Genomic DNA, 16,781 nt, shown 5'->3' with positions numbered 1-16,781 from the left:
TTCGGTGTGCTTCGCAATTTGGGATTGAAATCTTCATAGGCATTGTTCATGCAATACCCTTTCTTGGTACACCAGCGCAGAAACCATTTCAGATAAGCGACCTGTTTCATGATGGACGTGTTCCGCATATCTTCGGTGTCTTTCAGGAAATTCACATACTTTGTCAGCTTGGGCTCGTCCAACGATTCAAATGTCAGCCCCTTGTCAAATTTTTCAAGATGTTTCCTGACTGCGGCAAATTTCTCATAGGTGGCATCAGACCAGCCGTTTTGCGTACCGCACTCCTTGATGAACTCATCAAATACCTCCAAAGGCAGAAAAACCACCGTAGCCTGTTCCTCATCTTCCTTTTTCCCATTGTGCAATCTGTTGAACGCATCCTTTACCTGCTCGGTAGTCGGCATAAATCCCTGCACCTCGAACTCCTTGAATATATTCTGGATTTCGGTGTAGTATTTCAGCAAGTCAGCATTGATTTCCGATGCGCTTTGCTTCAGTTTGTTGGTACATCCGTTCTTTACACGCTGCTTGTCGGCATCCCATTTGGTAACATCAATGCGGTAGCCTGTTGTGAACTCGATGCGGTGGCTGTCAAAAACAACACGCATACGGATAGGGACATTCTCCACGATTGGCACTCCGTTCTTCTTGCGGCTTTCCAATGAAAAGATGATGTTTCTCTTGATGTTCATAGCTGGGTGTATTAAAATCAACACCCAAATATACACCCAATAATTGAAACAGCAAAAGGTATTTAATGATATTTAGTAATATAGTTTATTTGTAATAACTTGATTATTATCAATATATTGCAGTTTTATAAGATTTCTTGATTGTGTAAGTTAAAGTCCCGTCCGCACCGCTTTTTTGAAATGATGAAAATAATTTTGGTGCGGTAGTTCAGCTGGTTAGAATACAGGCCTGTCACGCCTGGGGTCGCGGGTTCGAGTCCCGTACGCACCGCTTGATAAAGAGGAAAAACAAGAAAAGTCCTGAGGTTTAATACTTTGGGACTTTTTCTTTTTCCACTCACCCAAGCGAAAGTACCCGAATCCGGTAGTTCCCAGATAGTGCAGATAGTGTTTCAAAAAGTGTGTATTTTCCTTGTTTTTCCATCTTTGCAAATCTATTCATTTTTAATAAAACAATCTTGATTCTAAAAAAGTTGGAAACACGATCATCGAAACAGAATTATTTTCTATACTTTTGTCCTGCAATCGCTTAACAAAAAGTATTCACTTCCAATGAAACTCTGTATATAGCTACGCTCGACGAATAGCTCCACATGATAAAGCTATTCAGCTATCAGACAAATATTTCCAAAAATTTGTCCTGAGTTTTATATCCTTTTATTTATGAATTTACGAACTGAGGCAACTGCTTGTGTACAGCAAGTCAGACCGCACTATTTACAGTTGAGCGATGAATTATACCTATAAACAAATCTGGCTCATCAACTTTCCGGTAATGATGAGCATTTTAATGGAACAGCTGATCAATATTACAGATGCAGTCTTTTTAGGCCATGTCGGAGAAATAGAATTAGGAGCTTCTGCCATTGCCGGAATTTATTATCTGGCCGTTTATATGCTTGGGTTCGGATTCAGTATCGGATTGCAAGTGATGATTGCCCGAAAAAACGGAGAACAAGATTACCAAGAAACAGGCAAAATATTTTTTCAAGGGTTATTGTTTCTAATGGGACTAGCCCTCTTTCTTTACCTAACGGTACATATCGTTTCGCCAGTCATTTTCAAAAGATCGATCAATTCTCCCGAAATTTACCAGGCAATTATCCGATATCTGGATTGGCGTAGCCTGGGATTATTGTTTTCATTTCCTTTTTTAGCTATACGTTCCTTCCTTGTCGGCATAACGTATACCCGGGCTCTATCAGGAGCAGCTATCGTTGCAATAGGGATCAATATTCCTCTCAACTACTTCCTGATATTCATGCAGCATTTAGGCATATCCGGAGCGGCTATCGCCTCTTCACTGGCAGAAGGAGGGTCTTTCATTACCTTATGCATCTATATGTGGATAAAAACAGACAAAATAAAATATGGTTTACGGACAGTCTATGATGGACAATTACTCATCGCAGTACTCAAATTATCGGTATGGAGCATGTCTCATGCTTTTATCAGTGTAGCCCCCTGGTTCCTGTTTTTTGTAGGTATCGAACATTTAGGTAAAACCGAATTAGCTGTTTCTAATATCACCAGAAGTGTCTCCGCTCTATTTTTTGTCATCGTTAATTCCTTCGCTGTCACCACCGGAGCATTAGTCAGTAATTCCATAGGAGCAGGAGAAAAAGCAAATCTCTTCCCTATCTGCCGAAAAATTCTAAAATTGGGGTATTCCATCGGTATCCCCTTGATTGGCATTGTCCTGATCTGCCACCGATCGATTATCGGAATCTATACAACCGATGAATCATTGATACAATCGGCTGTTGCACCTTTGGTTGTCACATTGCTGAATTATTCATTTGCTTTACCCGGTTATGTTTACCTCAATGCAGTCGGTGGTACCGGAAAAACAAAGATCACTTTTATATTTCAGGCCATCGCAACAGGCATATACTTAATTTATCTGTATGGATTAAATAACAGTACAAATACCACACTAACGCTATACTTAACGGCTGAATATCTTTTTGTAATTTTATTGGCCTTACAATCCATCGTCTATCTGAAAAGAAACACTATTAAAAAACAAATAAAATGATGTCGAAAATATATCCTCGTACCGGAGACAAACAAACGGTATACCTACCCGCAAAATCTGTAAACGCATGGACACTATGGTTATAAAGGATTACCCTAAAGTCTCGATGACAGTTTAATATTTTTAAGCTTAACCGCGGAGTATTTCTAGCACCCCGAGTTACTTTTTCATTTTATAAATTAACAAAGCCATCCCATCCTCCAAATGTTTTTCGAACTCTGCATCAGCCCGGGGAAAACCGGATTCGACGTGCTCGTCGTAAAACTCTTTATTGACGATCGCTTCGATAAAATGTCCCTGAGTATCACAGCAATCCGGAAAAGCCATATAAGGAGAGGAAACTTCGGAAGGATTTGCAAGCAACTGCCCGGACGGTACATGAAAAAGATAACATTCGTCCAAATCTTTTTTCCTTACTTCCATTGCGATATAGTCTCCGTCAACAACCGGAGTTTCGTATATATAGTTACAAGAACCTCCGATTATCAAGTCATAGTCCCCGCGGTAAGATTCCGGAATCTGATTCACACCGAAATCGATCCGGATTCTTCTCAGACTATCCGGATTTGCTTTATCCAGTATAACGAACGAATCGTTCATACACCAATTAAAAACCACTTCCCGGTCGTTTGAAGTAAAATAGACCTCTTTTCCTATAGGATCGCCTTCTTCCTCAAAAGGCAACAGGCGTTGAATAATATTCAGATCGTTGTCCGTAATCAAAAGACGATAAGAAGGTTGAGAGGGGGGTAAATGCCCATCTTTGAAAAAACAAAAAGTAAAAATCATCCGTCCCCGACTCAAAGTCTCGAAATCCCAAGCAATAAAAGCCATTTTTTTCTTGGCAACATAGGCCCCTGTCCGGTTGTCAAAAACATGAAGACCGGGCAGAAAAGTATCTAACACATAAAGACAGGAGTCGTCGACGGCAAAACTTTTGATCTGAAGATATTCTCCACTGCCACGCCCCTGCCGGTCGATCACATACTGAAACCTTCCTATTGTATCATAGACAACTATTTTGTGATTGGAAAAATCCCCCAGATAGATCTTATCTTCCCTGCAAACCATTTTATTTACATAAGCCAGTAAAGCTTCGTCTTTATCTTCCAATTTCAAGTATTTTACAGTATCGATATATTCCAGGATAGGTGTGTTAACAGAAGGGGGAAAAGATATCGTCAGATCTGCATTCACTTCCTTGTTTCCGCATCCCTCTTTGCAAGCGTATAGACTGCATACCATAAGCAAAAAAATACAAACGTTCCTCATCTTTCTAAAAAATTATCCACCCCCTATCAACTTGCTTTTGCTCAAGTCAATTTCAAAGGTTATTGCCTTACATTTATGTCTGCAATATACCTAAAATTATACATTTCCCCCAATTCATCGATTTAAAATTATGCTGATTATCCCTTCTCCCTCAGCACAACAAACATAAGTGTTGAAATTACGTTTTTATAATGTTTAGCTATACACTGACCTTTTACAAGTATTTTTCTACCTAAAAAATAAATTTTTGAATGTATTATTACATAAAATTCAAAATTTGCCAAACAATGATAAAACTCAACAGATTATTTACAGGCTTATTTTTGTCCGCCCACCTATTGGTACAAAGTCAAATCCACGAAATGAACATTTCGACCTACAAACCGGGAGCTCCCATTCAGCTTACCATGTACGGTCTCTTTTTTGAAGACATCAATTATGGTGCAGACGGAAGATTGTATGCAGAATTAATCAAAAACCGCTCTTTCGAATTCCCTTAATCTTTGATGGGCTGGCAAACATTCGGAAAGCTAGAAGTAAAGAATGACGGTCCGTTCGAATACAACCCTCATTATGTTCGCCTCTCTCCCTCCGGTTATCCCCATAAATGGACAAGCCTGGAAAATGAAGGTTATTTCGGTATCGGTGTAAAAAAAGGAGAACAATACCGCTTCAGCGTCTGGACACGTATACCTGACGGGAAAGAAGCTGTAAATTACCAAAGTTACGGTTGGGGATTTTTTGAGTTTTTCCAATTAGCCGAAGAAATCGGAGCGACACCACTTCCGGTTTTAAGCTATGGCCCGGCTTGCCAGTTCCAGAATAACGATGCTTCTGCTCACATAGCTCCCGACGATCTCGCTCCTTATATTCAGAATGCTTTGGATTTGATCGAGTTCGCTAACGGTACTCCGACTCCGAGTACAACCTGGGGCAAAATACGGGCAGAAATGGACCATCCGGAATACCTATCCGGAAATTCAGATTATCGGCAGTTCGGGTCCGAATTCCGAAGGAGATCAATTCGACTATCTATGGCCGGAAATAAAACGCCTACAAGTAGACCTGGTCAACGAATATTTTTACAGACCGGAAAGCTGGTTTTTATCCCAAGGTAACCGGTATGATCGATATGACCGTAAAGGTCCTAAAGTTTTAGCAGGAGAGTATGCTTGTCATGGTCAGGGGAAAAAATGGAATCATTTCAATGCAGCACTTTTGGAAACAGCCTTTATGACGGGAATGGAACGGAACGCCGACGTAATCCACATGGCCACTTATGCACCACCTCTCTTTGCCCGTACAGAGGGATGGCAATGGCGACCGGATATGATTTGGTTCGACAATCTACATGCCGTACGCACTAGTAGTTATTATGTACAACAACTATTTTCGAGAAATAAAGGTAATCAGGTACTCCCCCTAACGATGAATCAAAAGCCTGTTGCCGGCAATGACGATCAGTACGGCCTCTTTGCCAGCGCGGTTTGGGATAACGATACCCGGGAAATTATTGTGAAGGTAGTCAATACTTCCGGGCAACCTCAGAAGCTGGCATTCAATTTCGACGGATTGACCCCCCAGGAAAGACTGACAAACGGAACTTGCATCCAACTCCGGTCCAATGAACCGAGACTAGAAAACACCCTGGAGCAGTCCAATTTGATCCAACCGGACGAATTTCCGATTCAATTTTCCGGCAAAACGCTGTAGCAAACCATTCCTGCCAGTACTTTTGCTATCTATAAATTCCAAAAAGAAATAGCAGGACCAATAAGATAAGTTAACCTTAGGTTACTGAAAACAAAAAAACGTGCCAGGGAAAACCTGACACATTTCTTTTGCCGAGAGTTCATTTTAGTCACCCAGAGTGGCAACCATCACAGCTTTAATCGTATGCATACGGTTTTCAGCTTCATCGAATACGATAGAATTCGGAGATTCGAATACATCTTCCGTCACTTCGATACCGTTCAGGCCGAATTGTTTATGTACATCACGACCTACCTGAGTTTCCAGATTATGGTAAGCGGGCAGACAGTGCATAAATTTACAATTCTTATTTCCTGTCATTTCCATCACTTTTGCATTCACCTGATAAGGCATCAACAATTTAATCCGTTCTGCCCATACTTCGGCAGGTTCTCCCATAGATACCCATACGTCGGTATATAAGAAATCACATCCTTTCACTCCAGCTTCTACATTATCGGTTACAGTCACCGTTGCACCCGTTTCCTTTGCAATCTCCTGACAAGTAGCGATCAATTCGGCAGCCGGTTGTAAAGCTTTAGGTGCAACAATCCGAACATCCATACCCATTTTAGCACCACCGACCATCAAAGAATTACCCATATTGAAACGAGCATCTCCCAAATAAGCAAAAGTTACTTTGTTCAGGGGTTTATCGGTATGTTCCGACATAGTCAGGAAGTCAGCCAGGATCTGAGTCGGATGGAATTCATTGGTCAAACCGTTCCAAACAGGTACACCGGCATATTTAGCCAATTCTTCAACAACATCCTGAGCAAATCCACGATATTCGATACCATCGTACATTCTCCCGAGTACACGGGCCGTATCTTTCATCGATTCTTTCACACCTATCTGCGATCCGGTAGGTCCCAGATAGGTGGCATGAGCACCCTGATCATAGGCAGCCACTTCAAAAGCACAACGGGTACGGGTTGAAGTCTTTTCAAATATTAAAGCGATATTTTTACCTTTCAAACGGGGCTGTTCAGTTCCGGCATATTTTGCTCTTTTCAGATCGGCAGCCAGATCCAACATGTATTTAATCTCTGCGGGGGTGAAGTCCAACAACTTCAGAAAATTCCTGTTTCTTAAATTAAAAGCCATAATCTTCTTTATTTTAAATTGTAAATTTCAGATTCCAAAATCCTGGTAATGGACAAAAGTATAAAAAATAAACTAATTCTAACACTAATTTCGTACACCTATTCTTAATCGTAATGCATGGTAATTTTAGAACCGTAACGACGGTCTTCCAGCTTGGTAGCTTCGGTGATTACCGCTTTCTGTCCACCTTTCTCGACAAAAGAAAGACAAGCCCGGATCTTCGGTGCCATACTTCCTTCTCCGAAAGTCCCGGCTTCCAGATATTTCATCGTATCGGCATAATCGAGGAACTCCAAAACCTCTTGGGTCGGTTTACGGAAATCTTTATAAATATAAGGGACATCGGTCAGAATATACAACTCATCGGCTTTCACCCTTGCTCCGATCATTGCCGAAGCCAAATCCTTATCGATCACTCCTTCGAGCGGCTGCAACATTCCTTCCCCATCCACATATACAGGGATACCGCCACCTCCACCGGTGATCACAATACTTCCCGAACGAGCCATCCGTTCCACCAAAGCAGCATTTTTAAAATCGATAGGGGCAGGAGACGGTACTACTCTTCTCCACCCTCCTTCTACTTTAATCTCTTCTTTAAAAATCCATCCATGTTCTGCAGCCAATTTATCTGCTTCTTCGCGGGTATAAATTCTACCAACCCGTTTAGTCGGATTCTGTAATGCCGGATCGTGCTCGTCGACAACAACCTGAGAAATCATAGAAACAACATGCCGGGTAAGTCCGTGTTCCCGGAGTATATTCCGCAAATTTCTCTCGATCATATAGCCGATCTCACCTTGTGAATAAGCCACACACATATCCAATGTCATGGGAGGTAACCCATACATTTTTACTCCGGCATCGTCACTCATCAGGATATTTCCTACCTGAGGACCGTTTCCGTGAGTAATAATCAGATTATACCCTTCACGAACCAGATAAATCAGATTCTCCAAAGTCTCCCGGATATTTTGGTTCTGTTCTTCGACAGTACCTTTCTGATTGCCTCTCAGTATGGCATTTCCCCCCAAAGCAATCACAGCTAATTTCTTTTCTTCCATATATTTCCTTTTAAATTGTTTCTAATTTCATCGTTCTCATTTTATTTCTTAACTAAAACCAGACGACAGATTCATATTCTTTACTTTCAGGAGCACATCCTCCTCTACAAATTTAGGAAAATAAGCTGTTCGAAAAATAGCAAAATGACGATTTTCAGCAACTGCAAACGTTTGATAATCAACAACAGGTATAATTATTCCGTGGATTTTTATAATTATGCGGCGCAAAATCGGAACTTTGATCGTTTTTTCTTATCTTTGCAAAACTATGCAAGAAAAGGATAAAAACACGAGTAACAGCGCTTGGGTGAGCAGATTAATGAACAAATATACCATTACCCTGCTTATTTTTTTGGTGTGGCTTGCTTTTTTTGACCGGAACAGCCTGGTAGGTAAAATGCAATTGCGAGGAAAAATCGCTACTTTGAAAAAAGAAAAAGCTTACTACCAGAATAAGATAGAAGAAGATAACCGGAAAATGAAGGAATTATTGAGTAATAAAGATAATCTCGAGAAATTTGCCAGAGAACAATACCTTATGAAAAATAAAAACGAAGATATCTTTGTTATCGTAAATAAATAGGAACGTGGGAAGAATACTGGCCATCGATTACGGGAAAAAAAGAGTCGGTTTAGCAGTGAGCGATCCTTGCGGAATTATAGCAACAGGCTTGCAAACCGTTTTATCTCAAGAGATATTCCGATTTCTGGAAGCATATTTATCCCATGAAAAAGTAGATCTTTTTGTTGTCGGTCATCCCAAACAGATGGATAACAGCGACTCGGAAAGTATGACCTATATCAAGCCTTTCCTGAGTGGTTTGAAACGCAGATTCCCGCATATCCCCATAGTCATGTATGACGAACGCTTTACTTCTGTTCTGGCTCATAAAGCCCTCTTAGAAGGAGGTGCCAAAAAAAAGACACGTCAGGATAAAGCTTTAATCGACACGATGAGTGCAACCATTATCCTGACTTCTTACATGGAACAACAACGGAATTTAAAAATTTAAAAGCTTTACATATATGTTTTTACCTATAGTAGTCTACGGACACCCGATCTTACGTAAAATTTCAGAAGATATCACCCCCGAATACCCCGAACTGGAAAAATTCATCCGGGATCTTTTTCAAACGATGGACGAAGCAGACGGAGTCGGCCTGGCAGCTCCGCAAGTCGGACGAAATATCCGTATATTCGTTGTCGATGCAAATGCTTTCGAAGAAATGGATCCTGATTGTAAAGGTTTCAGAAAAGCCTTTATCAATGCGCATATCCTCGAACGTTGGGGAGATGAAATCAGCCGCAACGAAGGATGTATCAGTATCCCCGGCATCCACGAAGACGTCAAACGCCCCAACTGTATACGAATCAGCTATATGGACGAGCAAGGACAAGAACACGAAGAGGAGTTTTGCGGTATTAAAGCCTGGATCATCCAACACGAATACGATCACCTGGAAGGTATTCTGTTTACAGATCATCTGTCTGCTTTAAAAAAGAGAATTCTGAAAAATAAGCTGAATAATATCAGTACCGGAAAATTCAAACCTGCTTATCGGGTAATTCTTCCCAAATAAACCGCTCAAAATATTGGATAATTGAAAATTTTTCCGTAATTTATACAAGAAAAATTTTCAATTATTTTATGCAGGTGTAACTTTCAATTATAAGTATCCTTTTATCTATCTGTTAGCGGCTCTTATCGGAGGTATTCTTATCGATATGCCGTTGATAGCGGCTATTTATTGTTTCTTCATCGGCCTGTTTCTTGTTTTACTAAGTTTCATTTTTCAATTGTCTCCCGGCTGGAAAGAACTATTTTTAATTGTAACGGTCCTAAGTTACGGATTCGTTATTTCTGCTCCGCCTCTTTTTACTCCTTTTCCCGACAAAATCTATCGCATCGATGGCCGGTGTAATGAAATACTCCCACACCATAATCTGATCTTATCCGTGAGCAATCAAAACTACTATCTCAGTCATTTTTATACCGATACCATTTATATGCCTGGCGACTCCCTGCATTTCAATGCCCGTATACTCCCTTTCCGACAGAATGCCAATCCCGGTGAATTCAGTTATGCCCGCTATTTAAAACAAAAAAACGTTTTTTTTCATCTACTACCGGTTAGTCCCATCCGGCAAAACGGTCATTCGGACGATTTATACACCGTTTTCGATCATCTTCGCAAGAAATGGCTAAGTAAGACCCATCGGTTATTTTCAGACTCTACCTGTTGCCAACTCGTAAACGCTCTCTGTCTGGGATATAAAAACGACCTCGACAGCGAGGTACAAAATCTATTTATCTCGACGGGAACAGTCCATCTTTTATCGGTCTCCGGTCTGCATACCGGTGCTATTTACTTATTTATACTGTTTATTTTCAAAAGTATCGGTTTCCCTTCCCGTAAAATTACTTTTGTGGTACTCCCGATTCTTTGGTGTTACGTTTGTCTCACCGGTTTATCCCCATCCGTTGTCAGGGCTGCAACGATCCTTTCTTTTATTCATATCGGTCAATATTTCAACCGATCCTATACCCCCCTGAACTCTGTTGCAGCAGCAGCTTTTCTAACCTTATCGTTTCATCCCTCGAATTTGTATTCACTCAGTTTCCTGTTATCGTACAGCGCTTATACCGGTATATTGACTATTTATCCCTTTTTATATCGATTTGCCGGAAAGCTCCCCCCTTTTCCGGCCAAAATATATGCCTGTTGCTGTATTACAGTAGCAGCTCAATTGCCGACTCTTCCCATCAGCGCCTATTATTTCCATACGATCAATTTGAACGGCTTCTTAGCCAACCTGGTCGCGGTTCCATTAGCTACTTTTCTGCTCTATGCCGCCATGCTTTGTCTGATATTCCCCTTTCTACTCAGTCAGTACCTGGCCTGGATTCCGGAAGTGACAGAAAAAATAATCATGGGATTTCTGCATATCTTCGCTCCTTACAGTTTCAACCTGCATCACTTGTATCCCTCTGTTCCCACCGTTTTATTGTCCTATATCAGTTTGATTTTTCTATATCTCTATTTTACCAAACCCGGGAAAAAATGGAGAAGATATTCCATGTTCACTCTCTTTATTCTCTTATGCTGGAATATATCCTCCCATTTTTATCTTGCCAATCGCCAGGAAATCATCGTATTTCAACTTCCTCAAAAAAGTGCTATTATACTGAATTATAAGGGATATTATACTTATTTACTCCGGTCTTCCGACAGCCTCCCGCAAACGCAGCCCTATATCGCTCAGAACAATCTCCGGTCATTACCCGACCATCAAGGCTTTCTGGGTAACGGACTCAGCTATCATTCCGGACAGCTCTGTTCTTTAAAAGACACACTGACAATCGCATCCGCCTCAAATCTTCCCCTAACGAAAGGTCAGATACTAATCGTAACCCATAATCTCAGTCCGGAAAAAATATTTTCTCCTGAAGAACACCGATATCCGGCACAAATAGTCCTTGACGGTTCCAATACAGCATTTAACATTCGTTTATGGGACAAATTTTGCCGTCAGCATCATCTCACTCTCGTCAACACAGCAGAGACCGGAAGTTTCCGATATTCCCTCCGATAAAGTTTTAGCATAAACACTGGCTTAATCTATTATTTTCAGTAAATTTGCAATCCAATAAAATGAAATCAAAATATTTCACAAACAATGAACATCGTTATCGCCGGAGCTGGAGCTGTCGGTACACATTTGGCTAAGATGCTTAGCCGGCAAGAACACAACATTATGCTGATCGATACAAATCAGGATAAACTGGAGGATCTGGAAAGCCAGATCGATATCCTCTCTATCGTCGGTTCGTGTACTTCAATCGGTGCTCTGAAAGATGCAGAAGTCGGAAAATGTGATTTATATATTGCTGTAAATCCTCAAGAAGATCAGAATATCAATTCTGCTATATTGGCCAAAAAACTAGGAGCTAAACGAACGATCGCCCGGGTCAATAACAGTGAATATCTGGAAATCGAAAATGCAGAATACCTGCGTTCTATCGGTATCGATTCACTGATCTATCCGGAACGGTTGGCAGCCGAAGAAATCGTTGCTTCGCTAAAACAAATCGGTTCCAGACAGATGCATGAGTTTTCGGACGGACGTCTGCAATTGTTAGGGATAAAACTTTGGGATAATGCGCTTATCCTCAACCATACCTTGATCAAAATGGCAGAAATCTATGGAGCCGATCAGTTCCGGATCGTTGCCATCAAACGCCACAACCATACCATCATCCCCCGGGGAAACGACGAATTGAAATATGGAGATCTGGTTTTTATCGTCACCCGACCTTCTTTTATTCCGAATGTTTTCGCCTTATGTGGTAAAGAACAATTTGAAATCAAAAATATAGTAATTGTCGGAGCTTCCAGAATAGGTATAAAAACAGCCTCTCTGCTGGAAAAAAATTACCATGTCAAGATTATCGAGAAAGACCGTGAAAAATGCATCCAACTGGCCGACAAACTAAAATCTACGCTGGTGATTAACGGGGACGGACGAGATCTTACTTTACTGAGGGAAGAAGGTATTAAAAATGTAGACGCTTTTATCAGTCTGACAGGTTCTTCAGAAACCAATATATTGTCTTGCCTCTTAGCTAAAAAAATGGGGGTCAAGAAAAGTGTAGCCGAAGTGGAAAATATCGATTACATCGACCTGGCAGAAAATATCGGAATCGGTACGTTAATCAATACCAAACTGATTGCAGCCTCCCATATTTACCGTTACACCATGAATGTCGATGTCCGCCATCTGAAATTTTTGACTTTTTCAGAAGCGGAAGTATTCGAACTGAAAGCTCAGCCTGGGTCTAAAATCACAAAGTATTCTTTACAAGACGTTCACTTCCCGGATGACGCCACTGTCGGAGGAGTATTCCGGGGCGACGAAACCATTATAGCTAAAGGTGATGTGCAGATACAGGCCGGGGATACGGTAGTGATCTTTGCTCTGCAAAATGCTGTCAAAAAAGTAATTAAATATTTCCAATAAATTTTTTCAGAAGATGATAAACTTTCGCTTTATCGCCAATCTGATGGGAAGGCTGTTACTGATCGAGAGTGCCTTCTTATTGTTATGTGTCCTGATTGCTTTAATTTATGGTGAACATGATGCATCGGCTTTCTTTTATACCTCCCTGATCACCATGAGTGCCGGTTTCCTGTTGTCTAAACTGATAAAAATCAAAGACCGGGTATTGGCCAAAAAAGATGGTTATTTCATGGTAACGATGGTATGGATCATCTTCTCCCTTTTCGGTAGCCTACCTTATATGATCGGGAATACAATCCCTTCCTTTGCAGATGCCTTTTTTGAAACCATGTCGGGGTTCACCACGACGGGCTCTTCTATTCTGAATCATGTTGAAGCACTTCCTCATGCCACCTTATTTTGGCGTTCCCTGACCCAATGGCTGGGAGGATTAGGGATTATTATGCTATTTATCGCCATATTACCGAGTCTCGGAATAGAGGGACGGGATCTTTATGTGGCAGAAGTCCCAGGGCCTACACACAATAAAACTTCATTTACCTTTACTTCTTCTGCCCGGCAAATGTGGATTCTCTACACCATCCTGACACTTCTACAAACCCTTTTGCTCCTATTCGGAGGAATGAATCTCTTCGATGGTATCTGTCATGCATTCACCACGATGGCCACCGGAGGATTCTCGACCAAACAAAATAGTATCGCTTATTGGGATTCCGCTTATATCCAATATGTCATCATCATTTTTACTTTTATGGCAGGTACCAATTTCGGACTTTTACATACAGCTATCCGTGGTAATTGGAGGAAACTGATCCAGGATAATGAATTTCAACTCTATTTCACGATTGTCTTGCTAGCCAGCGTTGTGATCGGTGTAGGACTTTACGTCATCGGCTGGGCAGACTTCGAGAAGAGTATGCGTGATGCCACCTTTCAGGTAGTTACTTTAATCACGACAACGGGATTTGCAACCGCCGATTATCTGCTTTGGCCTCCCTTGTTAGGTTTGATTCTGTTCTTACTTCTTTTCGTCGGAGCCTCAGCCGGTTCTACAGCCGGAGGAATGAAAGTCGTACGGGTTTATCTGCTATTTAAAAATTCTTTTGTAGAGTTAAAGCGTATTATTCACCCCAATGGTATTATCAATGTCAAATACAACAATAAAAGCGTTCATCCCAATATAATGACGGGGATTATGGCTTTTGCCATTTTATTCATGATTGTATTTACCATCGGGAGTCTGATCATGACCATCTTTACGGAAGATATCATTACCGCCTGCAGTGCCGTCGTCAGCTCGATGAGTAATGTAGGTCCCGGATTCGGCAGTGTCGGTCCGATGTTTTCCTATGCGCACCTGAATGATTTTGCCAAATTATTCCTGGCTTTTTTAATGCTGGTAGGACGTCTGGAGATCTTTACCGTCATGGTGCTGTTTACAAAAGCTTTCTGGAGAAAATAATCAGGCTATCCGTTCTAAAGTCAGATCGGGCAAACTTTGCATAAACTGAAATAATTCACTCTCATCCAGATAGCGTTTGGTCTTGATCACCATCGTTACATGGTATAAATCGGCATGTTCGAGAGGCTCGTGTTGCATATCATAACTGGCAATCCGATAATTTCTCAAATGTAGTTCATTGGTCACCCGCTTCAAATTTTCTTTATCGGTAGTGGCAAATACCAGCAATGAACTATGTTCTCCTACATTTTTAAAAATAATAGTCAGAAATTCAAGTCCTATTAAAGTCAGGATCATGGCGAATACTCCGATCCAATACATACCTCCTCCGACAGCCAGTCCGATACCCGAAGTTGCCCATAAACCGGCAGCCGTCGTTAAGCCTCGTACAAACTGTTTTTGAATCAGAATAGTCCCTGCTCCGATAAAACCGATACCACTGACCACCTGAGCAGCCACTCGACTCGGATCCAAACCATAACCCGGCTTAGCCAAGACATCGGCAAATCCATATTGTGATACAATCATAATCAAAGCACTTCCCAAAGCAACCAAAAAGTGCGTCCTCAATCCCGCCTCCTTAGCCCGATACTCCCGATCCCAGCCGATCACCCCTCCCAAAACTCCAGCTAACAATAACCGAAAAATACAGTCCCAAAGCATAAAAACCTCCTTTCAATAACCTTTACTATCCCATTACGTTCTATCTGATCAAACGTTTCTTTTCTACGACAAAAAGAATGCCAAAAAAAGCTGTCCCATATACCCGGAACAGCCTTCATTTCTTTTCTCCTCTGCTTCCTGCTTTCACTTCAATTCTCCGATTCCTTGCCGGATGACTTCTATCCGGTCATCGGTACAATCGACAACTGTCGAGGCAACATTCTGTCCAAAACCACCGTCGATCACCAAATCCACCAATTTCTCATATTTTTCATGAATCAATTCAGGATCGGTCATATATTCAACCACCTCGTCTTCAGCTTTAACCGAAGTAGTCAGTAAAGGATTACCCAGTTCTTCAACAATAGACATCACGATATAATTATCCGGAATCCGGATACCGATAGTCTTCCGCCTATTGATCATCACATTAGGCAATTTATTAGTTGCCGGCAATACAAAAGTAAAAGGCCCGGGTAGATTACGTTTCATCACCTTAAAAACCTCGTTATTTACTTTCGCATAAGCAGCGATATTCGACAGATCCCGGCAAATCATCGAAAAATTGGCTTTCTCAGGTTTGATATTTTTCAACTGGCAAACACGCTGCACAGCTTTGACATTATTAATGTCACAACCGATCGCATAAATTGTATCCGTCGGATAGATAATAATGCCACCGGCTTTCAACACCTCTACAACTTTAAGGATATCCCGGGTATTAGGATTATCCTCAAATAATTTGATATACATGAAGCGTCAACCGTTTACCTTTTTGTAATCTTCCAGGAATTTAGCCAGTCCACTATCTGTCAACGGATGATTCAGTAATCCTTTGATAGCAGCCAACGGACAGGTTGCGACATCGGCACCAGCCTCTATACACTGAATGATGTGTTGCGTATTCCGGATCGAAGCAGCCAGAACCTGAGTATGGAAACCATAATAACTGTACATATCCACGATCTTACTAACCAACTCGATACCATCACTACAAATATCGTCCAGACGGCCCACAAAAGGAGATACATAGGTAGCTCCGGCTTTTGCAGCCAATAAAGCCTGCCCCGGAGAAAATACTAAAGTACAATTGGTACGGATACCTTTTCCGGTAAAATATTTTATAGCTTTAATCCCTTCGGCAATACAAGGAACTTTGACTACAATATTCGGATGCAAAGCGGCCAATTCTTCTCCTTCTTTTATCATTCCCTCATAATCGGTAGCAATCACTTCAGCACTCACATCTCCCTGGACGATATTACAAATATCGACATAATGTTTTTTACAATTCTCCACTCCTTTAATCCCCTCTTTAGCCATCAACGATGGATTGGTCGTCACTCCATCCAACACTCCCAGATCATTTGCTTCTCTAATTTGATCCAAATTAGCCGTGTCAATAAAAAATTTCATAGGTTTTATTTTTAAAAAGTTTGCAGTTTTTATAAATCACGTAACAAAATTAGAATATTCCGCTCAATAAAGCTATTATATTCTGATATTTTTCAATTTATAAAAACGGGGAATTCGGCAAAACAAACCTATTTTTTACTTCAGATGTTATAAAATACTTCAGAAAAAACTCTAATCCGACAAACAAATATTTTATCTATACACAAACCATTCGGTAAAGAGGAGTTCTATAAATTAAAATATTGTAGTACAGTTGTTTATATGGTTCCAAGAGCGTAAATTTGCAGAAAATAAG

Annotated in this window: 13 protein-coding genes, 1 tRNA gene and 2 pseudogenes; 9 read left to right on the top strand and 7 right to left on the bottom strand. The window is 41.0% G+C overall.

The window, feature by feature from the left end; all coding sequences use genetic code 11:
• Positions 1–747, bottom strand: a pseudogene (locus tag WS42_RS09845) (phage integrase SAM-like domain-containing protein); the annotation flags it as partial.
• A 142-nt stretch (positions 748–889) separates the two neighbouring features.
• Here WS42_RS09845 and WS42_RS09840 point away from each other — a divergent pair.
• Together WS42_RS09840 and WS42_RS09835 are read left to right on the top strand one after the other, a co-directional pair.
• Positions 890–963: transfer RNA gene (locus WS42_RS09840), tRNA-Asp, on the top strand.
• Between the two features lie 459 nt (positions 964–1,422).
• Positions 1,423–2,730, top strand: a complete 1,308-nt coding sequence (locus tag WS42_RS09835; protein ID WP_046405941.1) for an MATE family efflux transporter — start codon at positions 1,423–1,425, stop codon at positions 2,728–2,730.
• A gap of 159 nt (positions 2,731–2,889) precedes the next feature.
• On the opposite strand, the gene WS42_RS09830 is transcribed toward WS42_RS09835, so the two are convergent.
• Positions 2,890–3,975 carry a 6-bladed beta-propeller gene (locus WS42_RS09830; RefSeq protein WP_046402681.1) on the bottom strand — a complete coding sequence of 362 codons (1,086 nt, stop codon included), beginning with the start codon at positions 3,973–3,975 and terminating at the stop codon, positions 2,890–2,892.
• A gap of 314 nt (positions 3,976–4,289) precedes the next feature.
• On the opposite strand from WS42_RS09830, the pseudogene WS42_RS09825 reads away from it, so the two are divergent.
• Positions 4,290–5,715: pseudogene (locus WS42_RS09825) on the top strand (alpha-L-arabinofuranosidase C-terminal domain-containing protein).
• A 144-nt stretch (positions 5,716–5,859) separates the two neighbouring features.
• Here the strand turns inward: WS42_RS09825 and WS42_RS09820 are convergent.
• Positions 5,860–6,861 carry an ornithine carbamoyltransferase gene (locus WS42_RS09820; protein WP_022160992.1) on the bottom strand — a complete coding sequence of 334 codons (1,002 nt, stop codon included), beginning with the start codon at positions 6,859–6,861 and terminating at the stop codon, positions 5,860–5,862.
• A 104-nt stretch (positions 6,862–6,965) separates the two neighbouring features.
• The gene (locus tag WS42_RS09815) at positions 6,966–7,925 is read right to left on the bottom strand and encodes a carbamate kinase (RefSeq protein WP_022160993.1); all 960 of its coding nucleotides are present in this window, start codon (positions 7,923–7,925) and stop codon (positions 6,966–6,968) included.
• Positions 7,926–8,142: 217 nt separating this feature from the next.
• Between WS42_RS09815 and WS42_RS09810 the strand changes: the two genes are divergently transcribed.
• The 6 genes from WS42_RS09810 to WS42_RS09785 all read left to right on the top strand — a co-directional run bounded on the left by WS42_RS09810 (position 8,143) and on the right by WS42_RS09785 (position 14,407).
• On the top strand, positions 8,143–8,508 hold the full coding sequence (locus tag WS42_RS09810) for an FtsB family cell division protein (protein WP_022160994.1): 366 nt from the start codon (positions 8,143–8,145) through the stop codon (positions 8,506–8,508).
• Positions 8,509–8,512: 4 nt separating this feature from the next.
• Positions 8,513–8,938 carry a Holliday junction resolvase RuvX gene (gene ruvX, locus WS42_RS09805; protein WP_013612061.1) on the top strand — a complete coding sequence of 142 codons (426 nt, stop codon included), beginning with the start codon at positions 8,513–8,515 and terminating at the stop codon, positions 8,936–8,938.
• 13 nt (positions 8,939–8,951) lie between these two features.
• On the top strand, positions 8,952–9,506 hold the full coding sequence (gene def, locus WS42_RS09800; RefSeq protein WP_022160995.1) for a peptide deformylase: 555 nt from the start codon (positions 8,952–8,954) through the stop codon (positions 9,504–9,506).
• A gap of 145 nt (positions 9,507–9,651) precedes the next feature.
• Complete coding sequence (locus WS42_RS09795; RefSeq protein WP_046402680.1) at positions 9,652–11,520, top strand: ComEC/Rec2 family competence protein; 1,869 nt, start codon at positions 9,652–9,654, stop codon at positions 11,518–11,520.
• Between the two features lie 84 nt (positions 11,521–11,604).
• Positions 11,605–12,945, top strand: a complete 1,341-nt coding sequence (gene trkA / locus WS42_RS09790; RefSeq protein ID WP_022160997.1) for a Trk system potassium transporter TrkA — start codon at positions 11,605–11,607, stop codon at positions 12,943–12,945.
• Between the two features lie 13 nt (positions 12,946–12,958).
• The gene (locus tag WS42_RS09785) at positions 12,959–14,407 is read left to right on the top strand and encodes a TrkH family potassium uptake protein (protein ID WP_013612065.1); all 1,449 of its coding nucleotides are present in this window, start codon (positions 12,959–12,961) and stop codon (positions 14,405–14,407) included.
• Here WS42_RS09785 and WS42_RS09780 read toward each other — a convergent pair whose 3' ends face one another.
• The 3 genes from WS42_RS09780 to fsa form a co-directional block, all read right to left on the bottom strand.
• Positions 14,408–15,070 carry an MgtC/SapB family protein gene (locus WS42_RS09780; protein ID WP_013612066.1) on the bottom strand — a complete coding sequence of 221 codons (663 nt, stop codon included), beginning with the start codon at positions 15,068–15,070 and terminating at the stop codon, positions 14,408–14,410.
• Positions 15,071–15,214: 144 nt separating this feature from the next.
• The gene (locus tag WS42_RS09775) at positions 15,215–15,823 is read right to left on the bottom strand and encodes an L-threonylcarbamoyladenylate synthase (RefSeq protein WP_013612067.1); all 609 of its coding nucleotides are present in this window, start codon (positions 15,821–15,823) and stop codon (positions 15,215–15,217) included.
• Between the two features lie 6 nt (positions 15,824–15,829).
• A complete protein-coding gene (fsa, locus tag WS42_RS09770) occupies positions 15,830–16,486 on the bottom strand; it encodes a fructose-6-phosphate aldolase (protein ID WP_022160998.1) in 657 nt (218 codons plus the stop codon).
• Between the last annotated feature and the right edge of the window lie 295 nt (positions 16,487–16,781).

The organism is Odoribacter sp. N54.MGS-14 (assembly GCF_000980295.1).
Lineage (GTDB): Bacteria > Bacteroidota > Bacteroidia > Bacteroidales > Marinifilaceae > Odoribacter > Odoribacter splanchnicus.
Note: the sequence above shows the minus strand (reverse complement) of the source record. Positions and strands in the feature narration are given on the sequence as shown.

What these genes read in the sequence shown, in the direction of transcription:
- trkA (WP_022160997.1), top strand. Translation starts at nt 11,605, where the DNA reads ATGAACATCGTTATCGCCGGAGCTGGAGCTGTCGGTACACATTTGGCT.
- WS42_RS09775 (WP_013612067.1), bottom strand. Translation starts at nt 15,823, where the DNA reads ATGTATATCAAATTATTTGAGGATAATCCTAATACCCGGGATATCCTT.
- def (WP_022160995.1), top strand. Translation starts at nt 8,952, where the DNA reads ATGTTTTTACCTATAGTAGTCTACGGACACCCGATCTTACGTAAAATT.
- WS42_RS09795 (WP_046402680.1), top strand. Translation starts at nt 9,652, where the DNA reads ATGCCGTTGATAGCGGCTATTTATTGTTTCTTCATCGGCCTGTTTCTT.
- WS42_RS09815 (WP_022160993.1), bottom strand. Translation starts at nt 7,925, where the DNA reads ATGGAAGAAAAGAAATTAGCTGTGATTGCTTTGGGGGGAAATGCCATA.
- WS42_RS09820 (WP_022160992.1), bottom strand. Translation starts at nt 6,861, where the DNA reads ATGGCTTTTAATTTAAGAAACAGGAATTTTCTGAAGTTGTTGGACTTC.
- WS42_RS09785 (WP_013612065.1), top strand. Translation starts at nt 12,959, where the DNA reads ATGATAAACTTTCGCTTTATCGCCAATCTGATGGGAAGGCTGTTACTG.
- WS42_RS09780 (WP_013612066.1), bottom strand. Translation starts at nt 15,070, where the DNA reads ATGCTTTGGGACTGTATTTTTCGGTTATTGTTAGCTGGAGTTTTGGGA.
- WS42_RS09810 (WP_022160994.1), top strand. Translation starts at nt 8,143, where the DNA reads ATGCGGCGCAAAATCGGAACTTTGATCGTTTTTTCTTATCTTTGCAAA.
- WS42_RS09835 (WP_046405941.1), top strand. Translation starts at nt 1,423, where the DNA reads ATGAATTATACCTATAAACAAATCTGGCTCATCAACTTTCCGGTAATG.
- WS42_RS09830 (WP_046402681.1), bottom strand. Translation starts at nt 3,975, where the DNA reads ATGGTATGCAGTCTATACGCTTGCAAAGAGGGATGCGGAAACAAGGAA.
- fsa (WP_022160998.1), bottom strand. Translation starts at nt 16,486, where the DNA reads ATGAAATTTTTTATTGACACGGCTAATTTGGATCAAATTAGAGAAGCA.